At 47.3% G+C, this 17,314-nt stretch carries 18 protein-coding genes; 10 read left to right on the forward strand and 8 right to left on the reverse strand.

Annotation, left to right across the window (positions count from 1 at the left end; all coding sequences use genetic code 11):
• Window positions 1–74 precede the first annotated feature (74 nt).
• The 7 genes from CRO87_RS02820 to CRO87_RS02850 all read left to right on the forward strand — a co-directional run bounded on the left by CRO87_RS02820 (window position 75) and on the right by CRO87_RS02850 (window position 6,374).
• Window positions 75–389, forward strand: coding sequence for a hypothetical protein (locus CRO87_RS02820; RefSeq protein ID WP_097161408.1), 315 nt, complete (start codon window positions 75–77; stop codon window positions 387–389).
• 163 nt (window positions 390–552) lie between these two features.
• Window positions 553–822: a hypothetical protein gene (locus CRO87_RS02825; protein WP_097161409.1), complete on the forward strand. Its 270-nt coding sequence runs from the start codon at window positions 553–555 to the stop codon at window positions 820–822.
• A gap of 112 nt (window positions 823–934) precedes the next feature.
• On the forward strand, window positions 935–1,477 hold the full coding sequence (locus tag CRO87_RS02830) for a fimbrial protein (protein ID WP_097161410.1): 543 nt from the start codon (window positions 935–937) through the stop codon (window positions 1,475–1,477).
• Window positions 1,478–1,554: 77 nt separating this feature from the next.
• Entirely contained in the window at window positions 1,555–2,265 is a 711-nt protein-coding gene (locus tag CRO87_RS02835) for a fimbria/pilus periplasmic chaperone (protein ID WP_097161666.1), read from the forward strand.
• A gap of 29 nt (window positions 2,266–2,294) precedes the next feature.
• On the forward strand, window positions 2,295–4,868 hold the full coding sequence (locus CRO87_RS02840) for a fimbria/pilus outer membrane usher protein (RefSeq protein ID WP_255252475.1): 2,574 nt from the start codon (window positions 2,295–2,297) through the stop codon (window positions 4,866–4,868).
• Window positions 4,869–4,908: 40 nt separating this feature from the next.
• Entirely contained in the window at window positions 4,909–5,934 is a 1,026-nt protein-coding gene (locus CRO87_RS02845; RefSeq protein WP_097161412.1) for a fimbrial protein, read from the forward strand.
• Between the two features lie 14 nt (window positions 5,935–5,948).
• Window positions 5,949–6,374, forward strand: a complete 426-nt coding sequence (locus CRO87_RS02850; protein WP_097161413.1) for a DcrB-related protein — start codon at window positions 5,949–5,951, stop codon at window positions 6,372–6,374.
• Between the two features lie 556 nt (window positions 6,375–6,930).
• Here CRO87_RS02850 and CRO87_RS02855 read toward each other — a convergent pair.
• On the reverse strand, window positions 6,931–7,416 hold the full coding sequence (locus tag CRO87_RS02855; RefSeq protein ID WP_097161414.1) for a hypothetical protein: 486 nt from the start codon (window positions 7,414–7,416) through the stop codon (window positions 6,931–6,933).
• Window positions 7,416–8,282 carry a winged helix-turn-helix domain-containing protein gene (locus CRO87_RS02860; protein WP_097161415.1) on the reverse strand — a complete coding sequence of 289 codons (867 nt, stop codon included), beginning with the start codon at window positions 8,280–8,282 and terminating at the stop codon, window positions 7,416–7,418. Before CRO87_RS02860 ends, CRO87_RS02855 begins: the two co-directional genes overlap by 1 nt.
• A 490-nt stretch (window positions 8,283–8,772) precedes the next feature.
• Here CRO87_RS02860 and CRO87_RS02865 point away from each other — a divergent pair, with 490 nt between their 5' ends.
• Window positions 8,773–9,372, forward strand: a complete 600-nt coding sequence (locus CRO87_RS02865; protein ID WP_097161416.1) for a LuxR family transcriptional regulator — start codon at window positions 8,773–8,775, stop codon at window positions 9,370–9,372.
• A gap of 10 nt (window positions 9,373–9,382) precedes the next feature.
• On the opposite strand, the gene CRO87_RS02870 is transcribed toward CRO87_RS02865, so the two are convergent.
• The 6 genes from CRO87_RS02870 to CRO87_RS02895 form a co-directional block, all read right to left on the reverse strand.
• Window positions 9,383–10,393, reverse strand: a complete 1,011-nt coding sequence (locus CRO87_RS02870; protein WP_097161417.1) for a fimbrial protein — start codon at window positions 10,391–10,393, stop codon at window positions 9,383–9,385.
• Window positions 10,390–10,908 carry a fimbrial protein gene (locus CRO87_RS02875; protein WP_097161418.1) on the reverse strand — a complete coding sequence of 173 codons (519 nt, stop codon included), beginning with the start codon at window positions 10,906–10,908 and terminating at the stop codon, window positions 10,390–10,392. Before CRO87_RS02875 ends, CRO87_RS02870 begins: the two co-directional genes overlap by 4 nt.
• Window positions 10,905–13,397 (reverse strand): fimbria/pilus outer membrane usher protein, encoded by a 2,493-nt coding sequence (locus CRO87_RS02880; RefSeq protein ID WP_097161419.1) that lies wholly within the window; start codon window positions 13,395–13,397, stop codon window positions 10,905–10,907. The genes CRO87_RS02875 and CRO87_RS02880 overlap by 4 nt, the downstream gene beginning before the upstream one ends.
• A gap of 66 nt (window positions 13,398–13,463) precedes the next feature.
• Window positions 13,464–14,135, reverse strand: coding sequence for a fimbria/pilus periplasmic chaperone (locus CRO87_RS02885; protein WP_097161420.1), 672 nt, complete (start codon window positions 14,133–14,135; stop codon window positions 13,464–13,466).
• 55 nt (window positions 14,136–14,190) lie between these two features.
• Window positions 14,191–14,745 (reverse strand): fimbrial protein, encoded by a 555-nt coding sequence (locus tag CRO87_RS02890; protein ID WP_097161421.1) that lies wholly within the window; start codon window positions 14,743–14,745, stop codon window positions 14,191–14,193.
• Window positions 14,746–14,798: 53 nt separating this feature from the next.
• Window positions 14,799–15,407: a LuxR C-terminal-related transcriptional regulator gene (locus CRO87_RS02895; RefSeq protein ID WP_097161422.1), complete on the reverse strand. Its 609-nt coding sequence runs from the start codon at window positions 15,405–15,407 to the stop codon at window positions 14,799–14,801.
• A 715-nt stretch (window positions 15,408–16,122) separates the two neighbouring features.
• On the opposite strand from CRO87_RS02895, the gene CRO87_RS02900 reads away from it, so the two are divergent.
• Entirely contained in the window at window positions 16,123–16,839 is a 717-nt protein-coding gene (locus CRO87_RS02900) for a hypothetical protein (protein ID WP_097161423.1), read from the forward strand.
• Entirely contained in the window at window positions 16,832–17,278 is a 447-nt protein-coding gene (locus tag CRO87_RS02905) for a hypothetical protein (RefSeq protein WP_097161424.1), read from the forward strand. The genes CRO87_RS02900 and CRO87_RS02905 overlap by 8 nt, the downstream gene beginning before the upstream one ends.
• Window positions 17,279–17,314: the final 36 nt, after the last annotated feature.

Below are 17,314 nucleotides of genomic sequence, written 5' to 3' on the forward strand. Positions count from 1 at the left end.
TATTGTTTTCAGCGGCGGATGACCCGTCAGCTATAAATTTAATTAACAGCAATCGAAGTCAAAGGAAAATAAAAATGCGTGAATTACATATCTGCGAAATTAACGAAGTCTCTGGTGCGGGTTTCTTTAGCCAAATTGGTGCTGGCATTCTGGGTGGTATTCTTGGTGCAACTACCGGTATGATGAAAGCGGGTATTGCAGCTGGTAACACTGGTGGTATTCTCGGCATGGGCATTTTTAGTGCGCTCGTTGGTCTTACTCTCGGTGGCATTGGTGGTGTTATCCAGGGGGCTTCTTACGGTCTGGTTAATGACTGGGATAAAACTGTTGAGCAGTTCAACGGCGCAACTGAGTACTGGTTTGATCTGAGCAACAATAACCCGAAATAAGAATTTAAAATTATTTATGTTATCCCAGGCGATTGCCTGGGTAACATTTAATGGTTTGACGCTTTTCGTTTTTTTCAGCAAAGCTACATTTATGATTTGTTCATAAATGTAGATTGGTTGTGGTGTTTTTCACCGTCATTACCTTGTCAAAGTTGAGAATGTTATGAAAGAAATTAATGGGGAAGTATTAAGTAAAGTATCGGGTGGTAATCTGACCTCCTGTATCCTGGATTTTATCCATAACTGGGTGGGAGGCCCGAATGCAGAGAAGGGCGAATGGACTTCTAATTCCACGATAGAGTCGCCTGCATTGGGTAAAGGTGAAGAATTCGGCAAAGCAATCGTTACGGGCGGTCTGGCCGTTCTGGCTGTTGCAACTGGCGCTTCCTTCGCTTTATTCGGTGGGATTTTTAGTCTTTTCAATCGCAAGTAAGATGCACGTTATTTATTAGTACGTATCCACTTGCAAATCATTATTAATATTATTTAGCGAAATGCTTTTCTCATTATTTGTGTAAAGCGTTAAAACAAAAAAGGAATTTATTATGAAAAAGGTTATTCTGGCTTCCTTAATTGCTCTGGCACTGGGTTCGACCGCTGCTGTTTCTGCTGCTCCATCTGGCAACATCACTATCAAAGGTAAGCTGACTGCAGCAACCTGTACGGTTAAAGTTGATAGCAGCGCAACCGGCGATGCGACCGTCACGCTGCCCGCTCTGCCAATCAATCAGCTGTCCGAAGCTGGTGAAACTGCTGGTGTTACTAACTTCGTGATGAAGCTGAGCGGCTGTACACCTGCTACCGGTAACGTGCGTGCCTTCTTCGAAGCTGGCGCTAACGTTGATGCGGCCACTGGTCGTCTGAACAACTCCCTGACTACCGGCCAGGCGAAAAACGTTCAGATTCAGCTGCGTAATGATAAAGACGTTATTCTGGAAGCGGGTAACACCAACCAGCGTACTAACGCTTCATCCCCTTTATCAGCTGGGGCTGCGGTTCTGACTTATAACGCACGTTACTACGCAACCGGTGCGAGCACCGCGGGTGACCTGGAGTCTGCTGTTACTTATTCTATTGATTACGAATAAAACCAGGCGTTGTTATAAAAATACAGGGAATTTCGGTTCCCTGATATTGCTTACATTTAGTCATGGCGAAGAACACTATGCGCTTTTTCTTATTTTTCCTGAGCACCTTTATTTTATCCACTCAGGCTATTGCCAGCGTTGTTATCCATGGTACGCGCGTAATTTATCCCTCCAGTGAAAAAGAAGTTACGATTCGCCTTGAAAATAAAGGGGAGAAATCCTCATTGGTTCAGACCTGGATCGATAAAGGGGACAGTTCGGCAAAAGTGAGTCAGATTGAGGTTCCCTTTATTATTCTTCCACCAGTGTCAAGAATTGAACCCGCTCAGGGGCAGACGTTGCGTATTACCTATACGGGGAATAACCTACCGAAAGATCGTGAATCTGTTTTTTGGCTTAACGTACTTGATATTCCACCAAAGCCTGAGCATGCCGCTGGTAACAGCATTGAGATGGCCTTTCGCTCACGTATTAAGCTGTTTTACAGGCCAGTGGAGTTAAACATTTCATCCTATGATGAAGCTATTGAGAAACTGACCTGGTCAGCGAAGCCATGCGGAAAAACGCAGTGTATAACGATTAACAACCCGACGCCGCTGTTTGTCACCGTATCTAAAATTCAGTCAATGTCTGGTGATAAGGTTATTGCGCTCCAGGCAGGCGATATGATTTCACCCTTTAGTGCAGGGAGCTACCCGTTAAATTTCCGCCTGAATGAGAATAAGTTGTTTATTGATTATATTAACGACTTCGGCGCCTCCGTCAGAGTCCAAATAAAAAACGAGTAGTCAATTAACTGCTATGCATGGACGTGATTATGAAACATCCAAAACTGAATGGATTTAACCTGTCTCTGGTTTCCCTTAGCATTTTTTCAATGATGGGGATCTTAACGCCCTCTGATACTTTTGCTGATGTGAATTTTAACCCGGATTTTTTAAATAATGCTACTGGCCAGGCGGTGGATGTCACACGTTTTAATGGTGAGTATCGGGCAGTCCCGGGGGAATATGCACCTGATATTTATCTAAACGGCGCACTCATCGATCGCGCAACCGTCATTGTACAAGGGGACAGCCAGCGCTCGTATCTTTGCTTTAATGAATCTCTTTTAGCTAGTTTAAATTTGAATATGGCACGTCTGCCATATAATAGCATTGCTGCGCTCAATAATAAGGCGGGATGCACGCTGCTGGAATCATTAATTCCCGGCGCAACTGCGCGTTTGAATGTTTCGGATATGCGCCTTGATGTGAGTATCCCTCAGGCGTATATCAATCAGAGTGCCAGGGGATATGTCCCGCCGTCCATGTGGTCCTACGGCGAAAAAGCGCTCTATTTGAGCTACAACACCTCCTATTTTGAGCAGCACAGCCAGGATGATATTTATAAGTCGTTCTACGGTGACATCAAAGGTGGCCTGAACATCGGGGCCTGGATGCTTAAGCATTCGGGCGCTTATCGCTGGGACGATCGCCGCGGCGATCAATATGATAATTTCTTCACTAACCTGCAGCGGGATATTCCGGTACTAAAATCGCGCGTGCTGGTGGGGGATGCGAATACCTCTGGCGAACTGTTTGACTCTTTCTCATTCCGTGGTGTTCAGATTGCCAGCGCGGAACAAATGCTGCCTGATTCGCTGCGGGGGTATGCCCCGGTTGTGCGCGGGATAGCACGGACCAACGCCAAAGTCTCCATCAAGCAGCGCGACCGGGTCATCTATGAAACCTCCGTACCGCCAGGTGAATTCTCGATCGACGATCTCTACCCGACTGGTTACGGTGGTGACCTGATGGTCACGGTGACTGAAGCTGACGGCTCACAGAGTTCTTTCTCCGTGCCGTATGCTTCAGTACCGGAGCTGCTGCGACCGGGGCGCGTGAATTACAGCCTTATGGTTGGGCGAATGCGTAACATCAATGTGTCGGACGCGCCCGATATTCTTCAGGGAACCTGGAAGCAGGGGGTTAACAACGCGGTGACTGCCTATACGGGCGTAACCGCGACGAAGCACTATTATTCTGCGCTGGTGGGTTCAGCGCTGGGAACGCCGATAGGGGCTTTTGCACTTGACGTCACTGGGGCGCGATTCTCTAAAGATGATGTGTCGCAAACCGGGGTCAGTATCAGAACGAGCTACAACAAATATATCGCAGCAACCCGCAGTAGCTTCTCGCTTGCAGCCTATCGCTTCTCGTCCTCCGGCTATCTGGACTTGCACAATGCGGTCTATCTTGCCGATGACATGAAGCAGAGTGGCTTCGATGCCAGCTATAGATCAATCAACCGCCCGCGCAACCGCTTCTCGCTGACCTTGAGCCAGGATCTCGGTGATCAGTTCGGCCAGCTCTACATTTCGGGCTACCGGGAAAACTACTGGAACAATGTTGGCAGCAACACCCAGTATCAAGTGGGGTACAACAATACGTGGAAATGGCTGAGCTATGGTCTGGCCGTTAGCAAAACCGAAACGCGGGACCGTCAGAAAGAGACGCAGTACCTACTAAACTTCTCACTACCCTTGGGGAGAGGGCGTCATACGCCAAACCTGAACAGCTACTCGACGAAAGACAGCAACGGGGTGTCTTCCCAGCTCGGGGTCAGCGGAATACTGGGTGAAAAAGACCAGCTGAGCTACAACGTCTCCGCCGGGCGGGATACCGACAACAACTACGCCGGGAACTTCAGTGGTTCTTATAAATTCCGTGATGCGACGCTTAACGGCAGCTTCTCTAAAGGGAAAGATTATCACGGCTATTCGACCGGCGTGAGCGGCAGCGTAGTTGCTTTCTCTGATGGGGTTGTCACCAGCCCTTATGACAGTCTCAACACCATGGCTATAGTCTCTGCGAAAGATGCCGCCGGCGCGAATATTGAAGGTTATTCTGGCGTAACGCTGAACCGTTGGGGTTATGCGTTGGTGCCTTACCTGACGCCGTATCGTATGAACGAAGTGGCTATCGATCCGAAGGGCTTGCCGTTTGACGTTGAGCTGAAAGCCACCAGTAAACAGATTGCGCCTGCACAAGGGGCGATTGTGAAACTGGATTATGCGACCAGCAAAGGGAGAACTGTACTGATTCGAGCCACCACGCCAGAAGGTGATGCGCTGCCGTTTGGGGCTTCTGTAAAAGACAGCCATGGCACAGATGTCGGGGTTGTCGCTCAGGGCGGGCAAATATACGCCCGTCTGAATGATAGTCAGGACCGCCTGAATATCAACTGGGGCGGCGGGAAGCAGCAGTTCAGCTGTACTTTTAATGTGAAGCCAGGCGCTACGGCATCAGAGGCGAACATAGAACAGGTGAATACCGTCTGTGAAGGCGAAGATTCTGGCATCCGACAGAATCTGGCATCAGCACTAAGCGGCTCATTCAAGGACAGCTGATATGAAGATGTTCCCAATGAAAGTGGAAAGGATAAATATAATGGCTAAGCGTATTTTTAGTTTGCTGGCATTCCTGGGGCTTTTTGCGGGAGCCGCGGCTCCCGCTTATGCAGATTTAACCTGCGGTTCAGACTCGCCGGTTTTTAATAATACCGCAATGGATTTTTCAACGATTCCTAATCAGATTAACACCAGCGTGCCAATAAACACGGTGATATACAGTAAGGAAACCGTGGCAACTATCTGGTGCGGTAAAACAATGACCGGGACTAACCCCTTTACTGAAGAAGAAATTTTTATTAACCGAGTCACGACCACCAACATATTAGGCAGCAATAGTGGCCTGACGGTTTACGTGACTATCAACGGTAACCGTGGCACCACAGGTAAAGCCTATGGAACGGGTGTGCTGACTAACAAACCGTGGACTAACGGGCTGGATACCGAGTATCTCGATCGTGTCACGGTGAATGTGACCGTTGAACTGGTTAAAACCGGTGAAAACCAATCTCTGAATCCGAAGTCAAATAATATTCAGCTGTTCACCGTGGGGTCACAGGGGGGAGGTGACGTACAATATTATTTACGTAATAACAGCTACCTGAACTTTACCATCCAGACCTGTGATGTTTACGGCGATGGTAATTTCAGCGCGGAGCTTAGTCCACTGAGCGTAAACAGCATTCATGCGCCGGGAGCGATTGACTCTCCTTCGCGGGATTTCGAGGTGTTGATTAATTGTAATTCTGACTTATGGAGCACGCAGAATATTCTGATGAAAATTACCGGTGAAAATATTTCGGGAATGGAGAATCTTGGGCTTTATAAATGGAAAAATATCAGTACCGGTGAAGAAGCTCCGGATATGGCGCTACAGCTGCTTCAGGGAGCTAGCGGAAGTTATGAGCCTGTTGTTCCTGGGCAAAATTTCGTCATCGGTAACTTTGACGAGAGCCGGACGTTGGTCCGAATACCACTGCGTGCTAAATATTATGCAACGGGTGTGAGCCAGCTGGCACCTGCAGAAGTTCGTTCAGTATTAGTTTACAACATTGACTACCAGTAATAAGAGAGACGTATATGCCACAAAATTACCTCTGCCCGGAAGGTGTCCTGCATCTTCCTGATAATGCAAGGGCGCAGACGATCAATATTATCACGCTTGCCAGTGGGCAAAATGTGAACATCAACCGAGACTACCCAGCTTCAGGCGTGGATTTTGAAGGCTATATCCAGGGGCAGATAAAAATTCTGGAAGAAAAGTGCCGCAAGTATAATTTTATCGATTTGCACAAACTGGAGGCTGGGAAAGGTTTTACTAAAGCCGCTGCGCTAGCATTTTCATTTATGCCATCAGACAGCGTTACCTGCTGGCAATACATTGTTCTGGCAGAGGTGAAGTCAGGTTGCATTATGCTTTTTACAGCAATTTCCCCTAATAAAACTGCAATGGACTCCAGCAGTATTAATGTGAATTCCTTGGTTGAGAGCTTTATCCCACATTAAACAAAAGGTCTGCAGGTGCAGACCTTTTTTCAATAAAAAGTAAAACCCTTTCAAGGATGATGTACTTATCGATTTGATGGTTTTTTTCAAGTGCTGTTCCATGATTATCACTGTAATGAAATAGGGATGTAATAATTAATACACTTCCCTTTACTTTATGATTCTGACGGCGCTTTTATCACAATAATGATAAGAGGGAAATCCGTTCCGTTATCCAGCCAAACTAACAGGTTGCTTAATCAGCCGTTTCTGCATCGCGGTAACCTGTTCTCATACGGGGCGAAGTAGCTTTGACGTTGAGATGCCTATGCCTGGACCTCGGTGCCGAGCAGCGACTCTATCGCAGGCCAGACTAAATTCTCTGTCTTCTTGAGCGAGTAAGATTGTGCAGAGGGTAGAGTTGCCTCCATTTTTATTGAAAGTATAAAATCCTCTCAGGTGAGCGTATTCAACGGCACGTTCCAGAGTGCATAATATTATAAAGGTGAAGAGCAATCTGCACCTTTATAATTTTTAATTAACTGATAATTAAATTTCTTTTTTGTTTTCCTGTTGATTACTCCAGTCTGACAGGTTGGGAGTATTTACAGACAAAAGTTGGTAGAGTGCCAATAAAGAAGAGATGGCTATTGTTAAGCTGCTTTATTACTTTGAAATAGATGCTTTTTCCCTCAAAAATATAAAACTGTGGAAACACTTTCGCCATCCAGTCATTGCTGACGGTATCATCAGGATATTTTATGTTTTGCTGCGAACGCAGCATGTAGGTATCATTATCTCGGCGATAATCAAAGACGATTTTACGGTTAAAGACCATTGAAGGGTCTTCCTCCTGATAACCGTTAAGGCTAAGAAATCCGACTTTGTTATTAAATACATAGCTTGTTGTGGCATGAATAGTTGAATGGTCATTATGGACAGTAAAGCTGGCAATGCAGGAAATATCAACATTGTACTTGGATTGCCAAAAGGTATACGAGAGTTTTGCGACGGCCAGCAGAGTTATCAGCGCCAAAGTAAGTACAGAAAAACTCTTTAACATTATTTATTGGTCTCGAAAAAATAATCTGAAATACAAGTATTAAGCTTGCTCATTGGAGCATCGCAGCGAATGATTGATGTGCGAGGCAACCCAGGAAAACGGGTGATATACACCCAGGGATAGCTCGCGCAGGCTGCTTCGAAGCGCTGCATGTAAGAAAGTGCCTTTTCCCTGCCATCATGACTCATGCCATTCGACAGGTAGATTTTGCAGCCGTTGTGCGTGCTGATTTCGTTGTACTTATCGAAAAAACGACGATGGTTGGCATCATCAGAGTTGGCGGCAAATACGATCAGAAACGACAGCACAACAAAAGTATAGATCCCTGTCAAAATAATGAACTTCAGCGACAATCGCTTTCTAATAAACGCTAAGTTGAACGGTTTGTTTGGCTGGGTAAACTCTGATGATATTTCTGCACGAGCTACGACAGGATTTTTCACTGCGGCATCCGAGGTGGTGCCCTCATCATCCTTACTCATAAAATGTGTATTGCCATGGTCAATTTCAACCATCTTTTCCGTTGAAAGCTTCTTAATATGAGTATCGCTGGCCAGCGTCAGACCAATTCGAGGGATGGTTACGATGATGTTCTCACCTAACCCAATTTTTTTTAATCCCTTTCGCAGAATAGAAATATTTTGATAATAGGTATTGGGTGACACCTGCATGCCACTTTGTTCCCATACAACGTCCATCATTTCATTTTGCGTGACGATGCTACCTTGACGGTTAATCAGTAGAAGTAAACAGCGCCCTGCAGGAGAATTTAACATCACGATATTTTCTGTGTCGTTTAGTTCCCGCAACGTGCTGGTGGCAGGGTGAAACTCAATAATGTCATTTATAATATAGTGATTATGCATAGCTGATTATCTTTTTCTCCATGAAAAGAATAGAACCGTAGCTTTTAGTCTTGGAAAGAGAAAACTTAAGTCTTTTCCAGCTAGGACAAAATATTCTATTAGCCTGCTTTTGATGATTATACACACCCGATACGGGGATTAATCCTAAAACGAGTAATGTTTAATATTATTCATTGAAGTTCATATCTTTCCGGTATTGAAAAAAGATAAATTAAGGTTTGCTCAAGCCTGGCGCGGGATGGCACTCCGTTGATTGCCTCAGGAGCGGAGCTTGCTTATCTTCTTCAGCTCTTTAATCAGGATCTGTGAATGATTAGTGTGGTTTTTTCTTAGCTGAACTTTTCTTCAGTGTAAAATATTTCAAATAAGTTCAGATGCTATCTCCGATACTTCTTCGCAATAATGAATCAAACAGCTTTGTAGCTTTTATTGTTAGTTGATGTTGTGATGGTTTTGAGGTGTGTTCGCCAGGGAGTAAGGAGAAAAAAAGATGGAGAGATTACCGCCCGGAGGCAAGGTGAACGTTGCTTTATCGGATGCGAATCACTTTGTCCGCAACGCGATTTATGCTTTATTGCAGGAGCTGGATGCTCAAGGAAAAATCAGCGTGTCGATCAGAAATTATCCCTTGCTGGATGATGCGCTGGAACAAGGTGATATTGATTTGGTGTTTTGGTCTGGCCCAGAATCGGGTGCCGGATATGGATGCCTGGAATATGTCAAAGAGGCCCGAAAAAAATATCCGAAGATGGCTATTTGCATGTATTCCCAGCAATCCGACGTACTATTTTATGTGAGTGAGCACATTGATGCCTGTTTCTCTTTGAGCGAGCCCTTATCTGAATGGCGAAACTGTATTATTAAAGTGATAAACGCCAGAGTCTATTCACGAAAAAAACGCACAGCCGAATTTCTTTTAACGGACATGGAATGGCAGGTGCTCAAAGCCATCCGGGAAGGGCACTCTCTGCAGCATATTGCAGTAAAAACAGAAAATAGCTATCGCAAGGTCAGTGCGCTTAAGAACTCGGCGACTCGAAAGCTTGGCCTACGCAATAAGACGGAGCTGCTGGTTTTTTTAACGCGCTAACCTTTTAACGTCATTGATAAGAGAATGTGAGTCCTGCTAAGGCATTCGCCGTTCCAGGAGTAATATCACCCATCCGAATATATCTGACCTGAAAAGGCATCGTTATCGACTGCGCTGACGTCGTTGTGGTTATGTGGAACTGATTGGTTGTTCCTGCGACAGAAGAGTCTTTGCCTAACTGGATTGGCCCGCTGCCGTTGTAATAAAAGGCGACGCCCAGCGCTCCCGCGGTTGAATCTGACGTCAGAGAGACCGCATTGCTGTCATTGGACGGGTGAGTCTGATCGCTCAGCACCGCGTTCAGGGAAATATTTGCGTCACAGTCTAAAGTGACGTTAAAGGCACCGGCCGCAGCCATGCTGCCTACCGTTGTCAGCTGGCGAATATCCACGTCACCCAGATTGACGTTGGCTGATTTGGTTATGACCACGCACCCTGTAGCGGTCACGCTGATAGTGGTTGGGTTAATGATTACCCTGGCCGTTTTGGTCTCGTTGTTGTAGGCCGTGAGCATCGCGGCGTCAATGCTCGGGGTGACATAAACCCCCGACACCAGCGGCTGCCCGGTTTTGATAAAGGTGACTTTGCCGGACCATCCCAGATTTTGTGCGAGATCATTGGTACCGTCTGCCGGATAGGTTTGCGTCACGCCGCTTTGCAACGGGACATAGGCGTTGCCGTTAAAGTCTTTCAGGCCGATGATATAGCCAATACCGGGAATGCCCGATTCGAAAATAGTGTAGCTTTTTCCGTCGACCGTCACGTTCATGCCGGTGGAGACCGTGCCGCTCGAGGGCTCCATCGTCCCTTTGGTGCACCAGACAACCAGACCGCACCAGAACACCTCCTGCACATTAGCTGTTGCGCTCCAGCTCGTTCCGATGATGTTCCCCGGCACGATGGAGTTTGCCGGGCCGGAGTAGGTCATCGGTGCAGGAGAAATCACGATGTCAGCCACCCAGTTAAGCGCAGAGGCATGCACGCTGAACAAAAAAGTGGTCAAAAAAATAAAAGTCTTCATTGATACTCCACAAGCCAGGTGGCCATTGCTGATACATCTCCGGGTTCAACGGATGGCAGTGTGGCAACCATCCGGGCGTAAAATTTCATTTCAACCTGACTGTCACCGGCCTTTCCGTAGAATTTTGTCTGCGTATTCAAAGGCACAGGCTGGTTGTCCGCATCGAAGAAGGAGAGGGCGATCCCATCGGTTCCCCCGTCGGCCGTTTTTAGCCATTGGGCGTTGGCTGGATCGGGTGTGCCGGTAAAACGCACTCTCGCGCCGGTAAACGTCGGACCACAGTTTTCAAGCCCCAAGGTGAACCAGGATTTCACGTTGCTCATACTGCCTGCGGTGCGGAATTGCCTGCTGCCAATGGTGCCGAGCGGGACCGTCTGGTTTTTTGTATCAGCGCTGACGTCGCAGGTATTCCCGATAAGGTTGCCCATGACTGAGATTAAAACGTCGTACCCCTGGGCGGGGGTCTGCAAAATCAATCCCGCCAGCAAAATGGTCAGGTAGTGGCGTTTATTCATTGGCAATTCACCTCCTGTGTATAAAGGCCAGTCGCCGGATTGAAATTTTCTGCTTTCAGATGATATGAGGCCTGGCACTGTTTCTCCGGACCTTTTCCCCAGACGATATTCAGCGTGCCTCGTTTCTGTAAACCGGACATATATAAGCTGCCGTTGTCCCCGACAATGCCGTTGTTCTGTTCGCGTTGGCTGACGGAGGCCAGGCTGCCGAAGGGCAAATCACCGTGGCGCTGGCGGATGAAGAACATCGCCTTAAGCCCGGTGCGGGTTTTAATGGAGGCTTTGACGAGTGCCCCTTCCGTCGGCACCACGTTGACGATGGCGTTTTCAATCTCCACATTTTGCCCGACGGTGGTGACATCCATTTCAGCCCGATTCATCCGATAAGGGGAGGCATAAGGAATCACGGCGTAACCTCGGCTGTCGGTGGTGACGTCTGGATTGTTACTCAGCGCGGCTCCCGCAGTGCCTGGGGCTTCAACCAGGATGTTGGTATTGCCTAATGGACGGCTGAGCGTCACGCCACTCTCATGAAAAACGATACCGCCGCTCGCGCCATAGCTGACGTTGCGGGACTGCGGCGAATAGCCATAGCCCACGTTGTAATTACCCTTTCCGGTGGAATATTGCAGGGACAGGTTCCCGCCCTTTTCCTGCTGCGAGTTGATTCTCTGATTAGCGCTGTAGAACAGGTTCTCGTTGCCCGGCACGTATCCGCTCAGGCCTACGTTGTATACCGCCGGTGAGCTGTCGGGTTGCATCACAGAGAAATTAGCGCGCGTTGCAGAGGCAGGCGATCCCAGAGGAATGGAGATGGCCAGCGACAGGATATTCTCCTTTTCGCCGCTGCCGGGGTTGCGACTCCGTTGGTAGCTCAGACCAAACGATACGCTGCGCCAGGCACTGTTCCAGGATAATTGAGTGCTTTCTGAAGCCTGGGCCGAACGCCACCAGGTTTGTCGCACCCAGGAGAGTGAAAGCGATCCCAGATCGCCCATTTGTTGGGATATTTCGAGCTGGTTTTTCGCTTTTTTGGCCTGGTTTAAGTCGTAATAGTCGTCATATTGATAGGTGGCAACACCATCATCGTTGACGGTTTGCGGCAAGGTTCCGCTTTTCATGGCCGAATAAGTGGTATCGCTCAGGCTATAAAACCCGGCGGTTGAATAGCGCCAGGAGTAGAAATTCAGCCGGGTACCATAATAGTTGAGCAATTTGCTGTAACGGACCTGAACGGAGTTACCGGAATAGATATTGCCGTCCGCGAGTCGACTCCGGGCATGGGTAAGATCGACGGAAATCGCACCTACAATACCAAGGTTCTGTCCAACTCCAAGTGCCACCGCGCTGTAATCAGGTGTCAGCTGCGTGCCGCCGTACAGCGTCAAAGTATCCAACGCTCCCCAGTAGGCTTCTCCCCACAGCAGCTGGGGGGCGCTCTGATCGCCGGTGGACTGGTACTGACCTGCTCCAATGGCGTAATGGATCTGCCCCTGGCGCACCATATCGGGCACGCTTGCGAAAGGCACCGTGAAGTGCTGAGCCTGGCCATTCTCCTCCTCAACGGTGACATCCAGATCGCCGCCAAACGCGGTGGGATAAAGATCTTTCAGCACAAAAGGCCCCGGAGAGACCGTCGTCTGGTAAAGAATGCTCTTGTTTTGCCGCACGGTCACGGTGGCGTTGCTTTTGGCAATTCCTTTCACTTCTGGGGCATACCCGCGCAGGCTGTCCGGCAGCATATTGTCGTCGGTATTAAGCATGATCCCGCGCATGCCGACGGCGTCGAACAGCTTCTGCGAGGTAAGCACTTCCCCAACGGAAAGCTGGGAGTTCAGCGATTTCAGATCGCGTTGAAGCCAGGTGCGGCCATGAGAAAAGCCCTCTTGCTGGCTTTTGGTCCAGGTGGAGTAATCGCGCAAGCGCCACGGGCCCCAGTTCACCGCACTGGACAGCCCGAGGAAGAGTTGTTGACTGCGGCGGCTGTCGTCACGGGAGCCATTGAGGACATAGCTGGTCCACGCTGACATCAGCCCGTAGTCCCAGCTCTCGGGGTTCACATAACCCCGGGGCAGATTGAGCATCGCGCGCTGAGGGACGCTCAAACGCAGGGTCATGCTCTTGCTGACGTAGGAAAACGTGGCCTGGGGCAGCAAATCTTCCAGCGACCATGGCCCGGCCTGCTGAAACAGAGCTTCTTTTTCGGCTGTAAGCTGTTTAAGATCGATGCCAAGCGCGTTGAGCTGTTCTCGGTTGAACTGAGGTGAAACGACGCCATCCCTCATCACAAAGGGAATATCGGCGGTAAAAGCATAAGACTCGTTGATGGTGATATTAACGTTGTAGTGACCAGGCGGAATTTCATTGCCGTTGCCGATCCATGAAAGATCAACGTTCTCATTGTCCCCGCCATTGATAAAAGCCGGGTTAAAGTGTAAATCATTTTCAGCCAGTGCATTCTCAACCGGCAAATATAATGACGATGTCATTAAAATGACTTTAACTTTCGTATTCACCTGAATTATTCCGATCTCAAAATTGACTCACGGCGGGAATTAAAAATGTACGTCTACCACGGGGGTTAATGCCCCGTAATCGTTAATGGTTTGATAGCTAATACGCTGTGGGGACTGAAATTTTCCCGGAATTGTCGCTTCGCTTTGAGGCGGAATCATCACTGGTGGAAGCGTTTTGTTGTCCACGCGAACATTGGTCGTGGTGATATAAAAAGGCGTTGGATTACTAAATGTGATTTTTTGTCCGAGGTAGCTCGGCTTTATTTTTGTATAGCTCTGGAGTGCCTCATCGGCAATATTGTGAGGTCGATAGAAAAGCTTTATTCGGCTTGCCGAAGCAAACTGAAGAGTGTTCGCGCCGTTGCCGGTCTGCGTTTGCGGGATGGATTTTACCGTTATCCAGTAAAGCGTCTCCCTGTCCTGAGCCAGCGGTTTTCCGGCGAAAAGCACCTTCAGCATATTTTCACTGTCTGGCTTAAGCACGAACAGCGGCGGGGTGATGACAAAATCGCGCGAGGGTTGGCCTCGCTCGTCCTCAATCCAGGACTGTATGAGAAACTGTGCCTGCTGGTCGGTGTTTCTTACGGCCAGAGAAGACTGCTTGCTGTCGCTGGAATAGATAAGACGAGTCGTTCCAAGACCTACGCCACCGGCATGGGTTTCGAATGTGCTGAGCATCAGCAGAATAATAAGTGAATAAAAGCCTTTCATCGCCGTCCTTTAGGGTTGGGTGGTTACGGCCCGTTTTGCAACGGGCCAGTATTTATCAGGAATAGGTCAGGGTGTAAGTTGCAACGGCGCTGGCATCACCGGCGGTTGCATTGCCTTTAGATGAGTAATATTTCGCGCTGAAGTTAAGGGTGTTGTCGCCGTCACGCAGCGTGGTTACACCGGAAGCGACACCCAGTTTTACCTGTGCACCATTTTCGTCAAACAGACGGATGGCAACGTTTTGCGCGGTGGATGCACCCCCGTTGGCGCCCACGGCAAGACTGGTAGGGTCATTGCTGTCGGCGGAACCGCTAAAGGTAATCGCTACGCCTGTTGAGGTTTTGGAATCGCAACCCTGTAAAACAATTGAGAAGTTCTTGGCGGTGGCCGCCTCGCTACCTGCGGTTTTCAGGTTTGCAGCGCGGATCTCGCCGAGATCAACATTAATGTCTGCGCTGTTGCTGCTAATTGCACATGCGGTGGTGACCACGCTGCCGTGGAAATTGACCGTACCGCCACTCACTTCTGCTGCCTGAACGGCAGCGGTGGAGCACAGTAAAGAGAATAAGCTGATGGACAGCAGTGTTTTGCTACTAATAAACGAGCTCATGAAATTACCCTACATAATGGCATGATTAAATTAGACATCTAATAAATAGATGTTTAACTGGTAAGGAACACCAGTAAATCTGTTTTATTTCGAAGTCCCAGTTTTCTTATTGCCGAGGTTTTTAAGGCACTCACCCGGCGATAAGGAATTTCTTCATTGTGCGCAATATGGCTCATGGATAAGCCATTTTTTAATCCCTTTAACACTGTCCATTCCGCATTGGTGAGCGAAAGCCGCTGAATGGGCAAGCGGCTTAGCGAGCCATGACGAGATTCCAGTATTCTTTTTAATCTGTATCGTAGCCCGTAGATCGGTTCATCTATGGATAAATAGTCCGCTACTGCTTCTCCAGCCCAGAAATAAAGATTACTACAGGCTGAATAAATACATATCGTCATGCCTGGATTTTCATCTTTTAATTTCTGTACGTAACTAATACAGTCATACCCCTGTGGGCCTGTCTTGTATTCAGATAAAAATAAAATGTCGACGGTTGTCTGTGATAAAAAAAGGTCAAGAACCTTTTGTTCACGTACCGATGCTTTAATATGGATGCTAGGGCTAATTTCCTGAATCAGATTTGATATTCCACTTCTGGCAAAATTATCCGTTCCCATGATCGCGACTGTTTTACTGAGCCCAGGAGAAAATGTTGTAATCATCTTATCCCCTCTGTTTGTGTTGTTAATGTGATTTTTTTTTATAAACAAATCAACAATGCCTTATAAAGATGCTGATTTTGGTTTTTCATGCTGTCAATTACTCTGTTGTAGCCATTTTTTTTGATCTTATGAGGTTTTGTGAGGTGGTTTTGGATTGTTGTACTGACAGTAACCGTTATCAATGAAACGTTTCCATTCACATCACGCTAACGTTATTCGGAATAGTCCTTGGAAAAATCTTATTTCTGGTCAAATTCCTGGTTTGAATATTCAGCTGCATCAGTCCACCTCTTTCTAAATTGCACTGATCTCGTTGAGTGCCATTGGAGCGTGAATTATTGTTTCTTTCATATAGGGTATCGTTTTTGCAGTAACTTCTGGTCCTTTTCTGCTGTGTGTAAGGGTATTAAATTCGCTATCCAGGGCCCGTCTTCCGGGGCGCTATTTACTTTACCGTGATGACCTTTTACTGCGCCTTCCCTGAGTTCCTTTTTGATCTAAAAAGCATGGGAAGTAATCAAAATCAGTCAAAACTTAATTAAAAGTTCGAGGTTTTAACGCTCGTTGTAGCGCTTTCTTGGCAAGTTTCTGTCAGTGTTCTACGTGGGTGTAACATTTATTGATGAAAATTAACCCATTGATTTGGAATCTTTTTAATTCAAAAAACGTCTGTTATTATGGGTGGAAAATTCCTAAAATTAACGACGCGAACACTATGCCCGAGATCTACCTGATTAATGGTTTATTGTCATTTTCCCCTGATGCTAAATTACTGAAAAACATCAAGGATAATAGAAGCGCCAGTTTGCACGCGCCAGCGTCAAACTGTTTGCAGGCGCTCATCGCACGTCAGGGAGACATTATCAGTCAGGAAGAGCTCTACAACATTGGCTGGGGAGAAATTAAAGGTCCCTCAACGTCACCCAGCGCTTATTACCAGTGTTTTGTTAATTTACGTAAACAGCTGAAAACCATTGGCTATGAGGATGAACTGGTTATCACCGTTCCTAAGGAAGGGGTAAAGCTATCTCCAACGGTGGAGGTTATAACGATACAGGAAGTTCCTTCCACAGCTGCAGGAGTGCACCAGCGTATGGTCAGCTCCTGGCTAAAAAAGAATAAGCTGCTGGCTACGGTGATCGCTGGTTTATGTGTCGTTCTGATGGCGCTGGTGTTGATTTCTGTTCACCGGCATGAATATGTCTCGCAGCGCTTTCGCACCCTTAAAGAGTTACCTGAGTGTCTTTTTATAAAAAAAAGCGACGACATGTCGACGAGTGAGGCAGTAGATATTGTGCAATCTCAGCATATTGTTTGCAGGAGTGAACAGCCGGTGTATGTGAGCGTAAGCCGCGGCAAACTGACGGGTATCGAGTGTGACAATGAATTAAGGCGTTGCCAATCCTTTACCAGGATATACAATTATGAATAAATTTTTTGCGGCTATTATTATCGCCGTCGTGTATTCCGCTTCTGCCGTCAGCGCAGAAAAAGTCATTGATTGTAAAATTACTCACACATTACATCATGACGTCGATACCGTTTCGATAACCTACAAGCTACACATGGCGGATAATATTGGCACAATGATTATGTACGGCATTTTTGACGAGGCAGGAAAAAAATCGATAATCAGCCGCCAGGTTATGTTTGATTATAAATCGGTGGATGATACGGGTTACCAGCTTGTCTCAAAAGAAATCATTTCATTTTCAGCGGAGACCGTCAGTCTGGACGCGATGCAAAGGCATTATCCTGGCTTCTTTTTAAAAGAAGGTATGCATCTGTTTATGAGTATCAGTGATTTCTCTGAATATAGCCTCGCAATCAGCTACGTCTCGGACGTTCTGTTTATTTGTTCAAAGCCCTGAGGGGCAGGGGAACGTTAATCCTCTTTTTCCACATTT

Source organism: Enterobacter sp. CC120223-11, from assembly GCF_900215375.1.
Taxonomy (GTDB): domain Bacteria; phylum Pseudomonadota; class Gammaproteobacteria; order Enterobacterales; family Enterobacteriaceae; genus Scandinavium.

Excerpts from the sequence above, each read along its gene's own strand:
- CRO87_RS02820 (WP_097161408.1), top strand. The coding sequence starts at position 75 with ATGCGTGAATTACATATCTGCGAAATTAACGAAGTCTCTGGTGCGGGT.
- CRO87_RS02825 (WP_097161409.1), top strand. The coding sequence starts at position 553 with ATGAAAGAAATTAATGGGGAAGTATTAAGTAAAGTATCGGGTGGTAAT.
- CRO87_RS02830 (WP_097161410.1), top strand. The coding sequence starts at position 935 with ATGAAAAAGGTTATTCTGGCTTCCTTAATTGCTCTGGCACTGGGTTCG.
- CRO87_RS02835 (WP_097161666.1), top strand. The coding sequence starts at position 1,555 with ATGCGCTTTTTCTTATTTTTCCTGAGCACCTTTATTTTATCCACTCAG.
- CRO87_RS02840 (WP_255252475.1), top strand. The coding sequence starts at position 2,295 with ATGAAACATCCAAAACTGAATGGATTTAACCTGTCTCTGGTTTCCCTT.
- CRO87_RS02845 (WP_097161412.1), top strand. The coding sequence starts at position 4,909 with ATGGCTAAGCGTATTTTTAGTTTGCTGGCATTCCTGGGGCTTTTTGCG.
- CRO87_RS02850 (WP_097161413.1), top strand. The coding sequence starts at position 5,949 with ATGCCACAAAATTACCTCTGCCCGGAAGGTGTCCTGCATCTTCCTGAT.
- CRO87_RS02855 (WP_097161414.1), bottom strand. The coding sequence starts at position 7,416 with ATGTTAAAGAGTTTTTCTGTACTTACTTTGGCGCTGATAACTCTGCTG.
- CRO87_RS02860 (WP_097161415.1), bottom strand. The coding sequence starts at position 8,282 with ATGCATAATCACTATATTATAAATGACATTATTGAGTTTCACCCTGCC.
- CRO87_RS02865 (WP_097161416.1), top strand. The coding sequence starts at position 8,773 with ATGGAGAGATTACCGCCCGGAGGCAAGGTGAACGTTGCTTTATCGGAT.
- CRO87_RS02870 (WP_097161417.1), bottom strand. The coding sequence starts at position 10,393 with ATGAAGACTTTTATTTTTTTGACCACTTTTTTGTTCAGCGTGCATGCC.
- CRO87_RS02875 (WP_097161418.1), bottom strand. The coding sequence starts at position 10,908 with ATGAATAAACGCCACTACCTGACCATTTTGCTGGCGGGATTGATTTTG.
- CRO87_RS02880 (WP_097161419.1), bottom strand. The coding sequence starts at position 13,397 with ATGACATCGTCATTATATTTGCCGGTTGAGAATGCACTGGCTGAAAAT.
- CRO87_RS02885 (WP_097161420.1), bottom strand. The coding sequence starts at position 14,135 with ATGAAAGGCTTTTATTCACTTATTATTCTGCTGATGCTCAGCACATTC.
- CRO87_RS02890 (WP_097161421.1), bottom strand. The coding sequence starts at position 14,745 with ATGAGCTCGTTTATTAGTAGCAAAACACTGCTGTCCATCAGCTTATTC.
- CRO87_RS02895 (WP_097161422.1), bottom strand. The coding sequence starts at position 15,407 with ATGATTACAACATTTTCTCCTGGGCTCAGTAAAACAGTCGCGATCATG.
- CRO87_RS02900 (WP_097161423.1), top strand. The coding sequence starts at position 16,123 with ATGCCCGAGATCTACCTGATTAATGGTTTATTGTCATTTTCCCCTGAT.
- CRO87_RS02905 (WP_097161424.1), top strand. The coding sequence starts at position 16,832 with ATGAATAAATTTTTTGCGGCTATTATTATCGCCGTCGTGTATTCCGCT.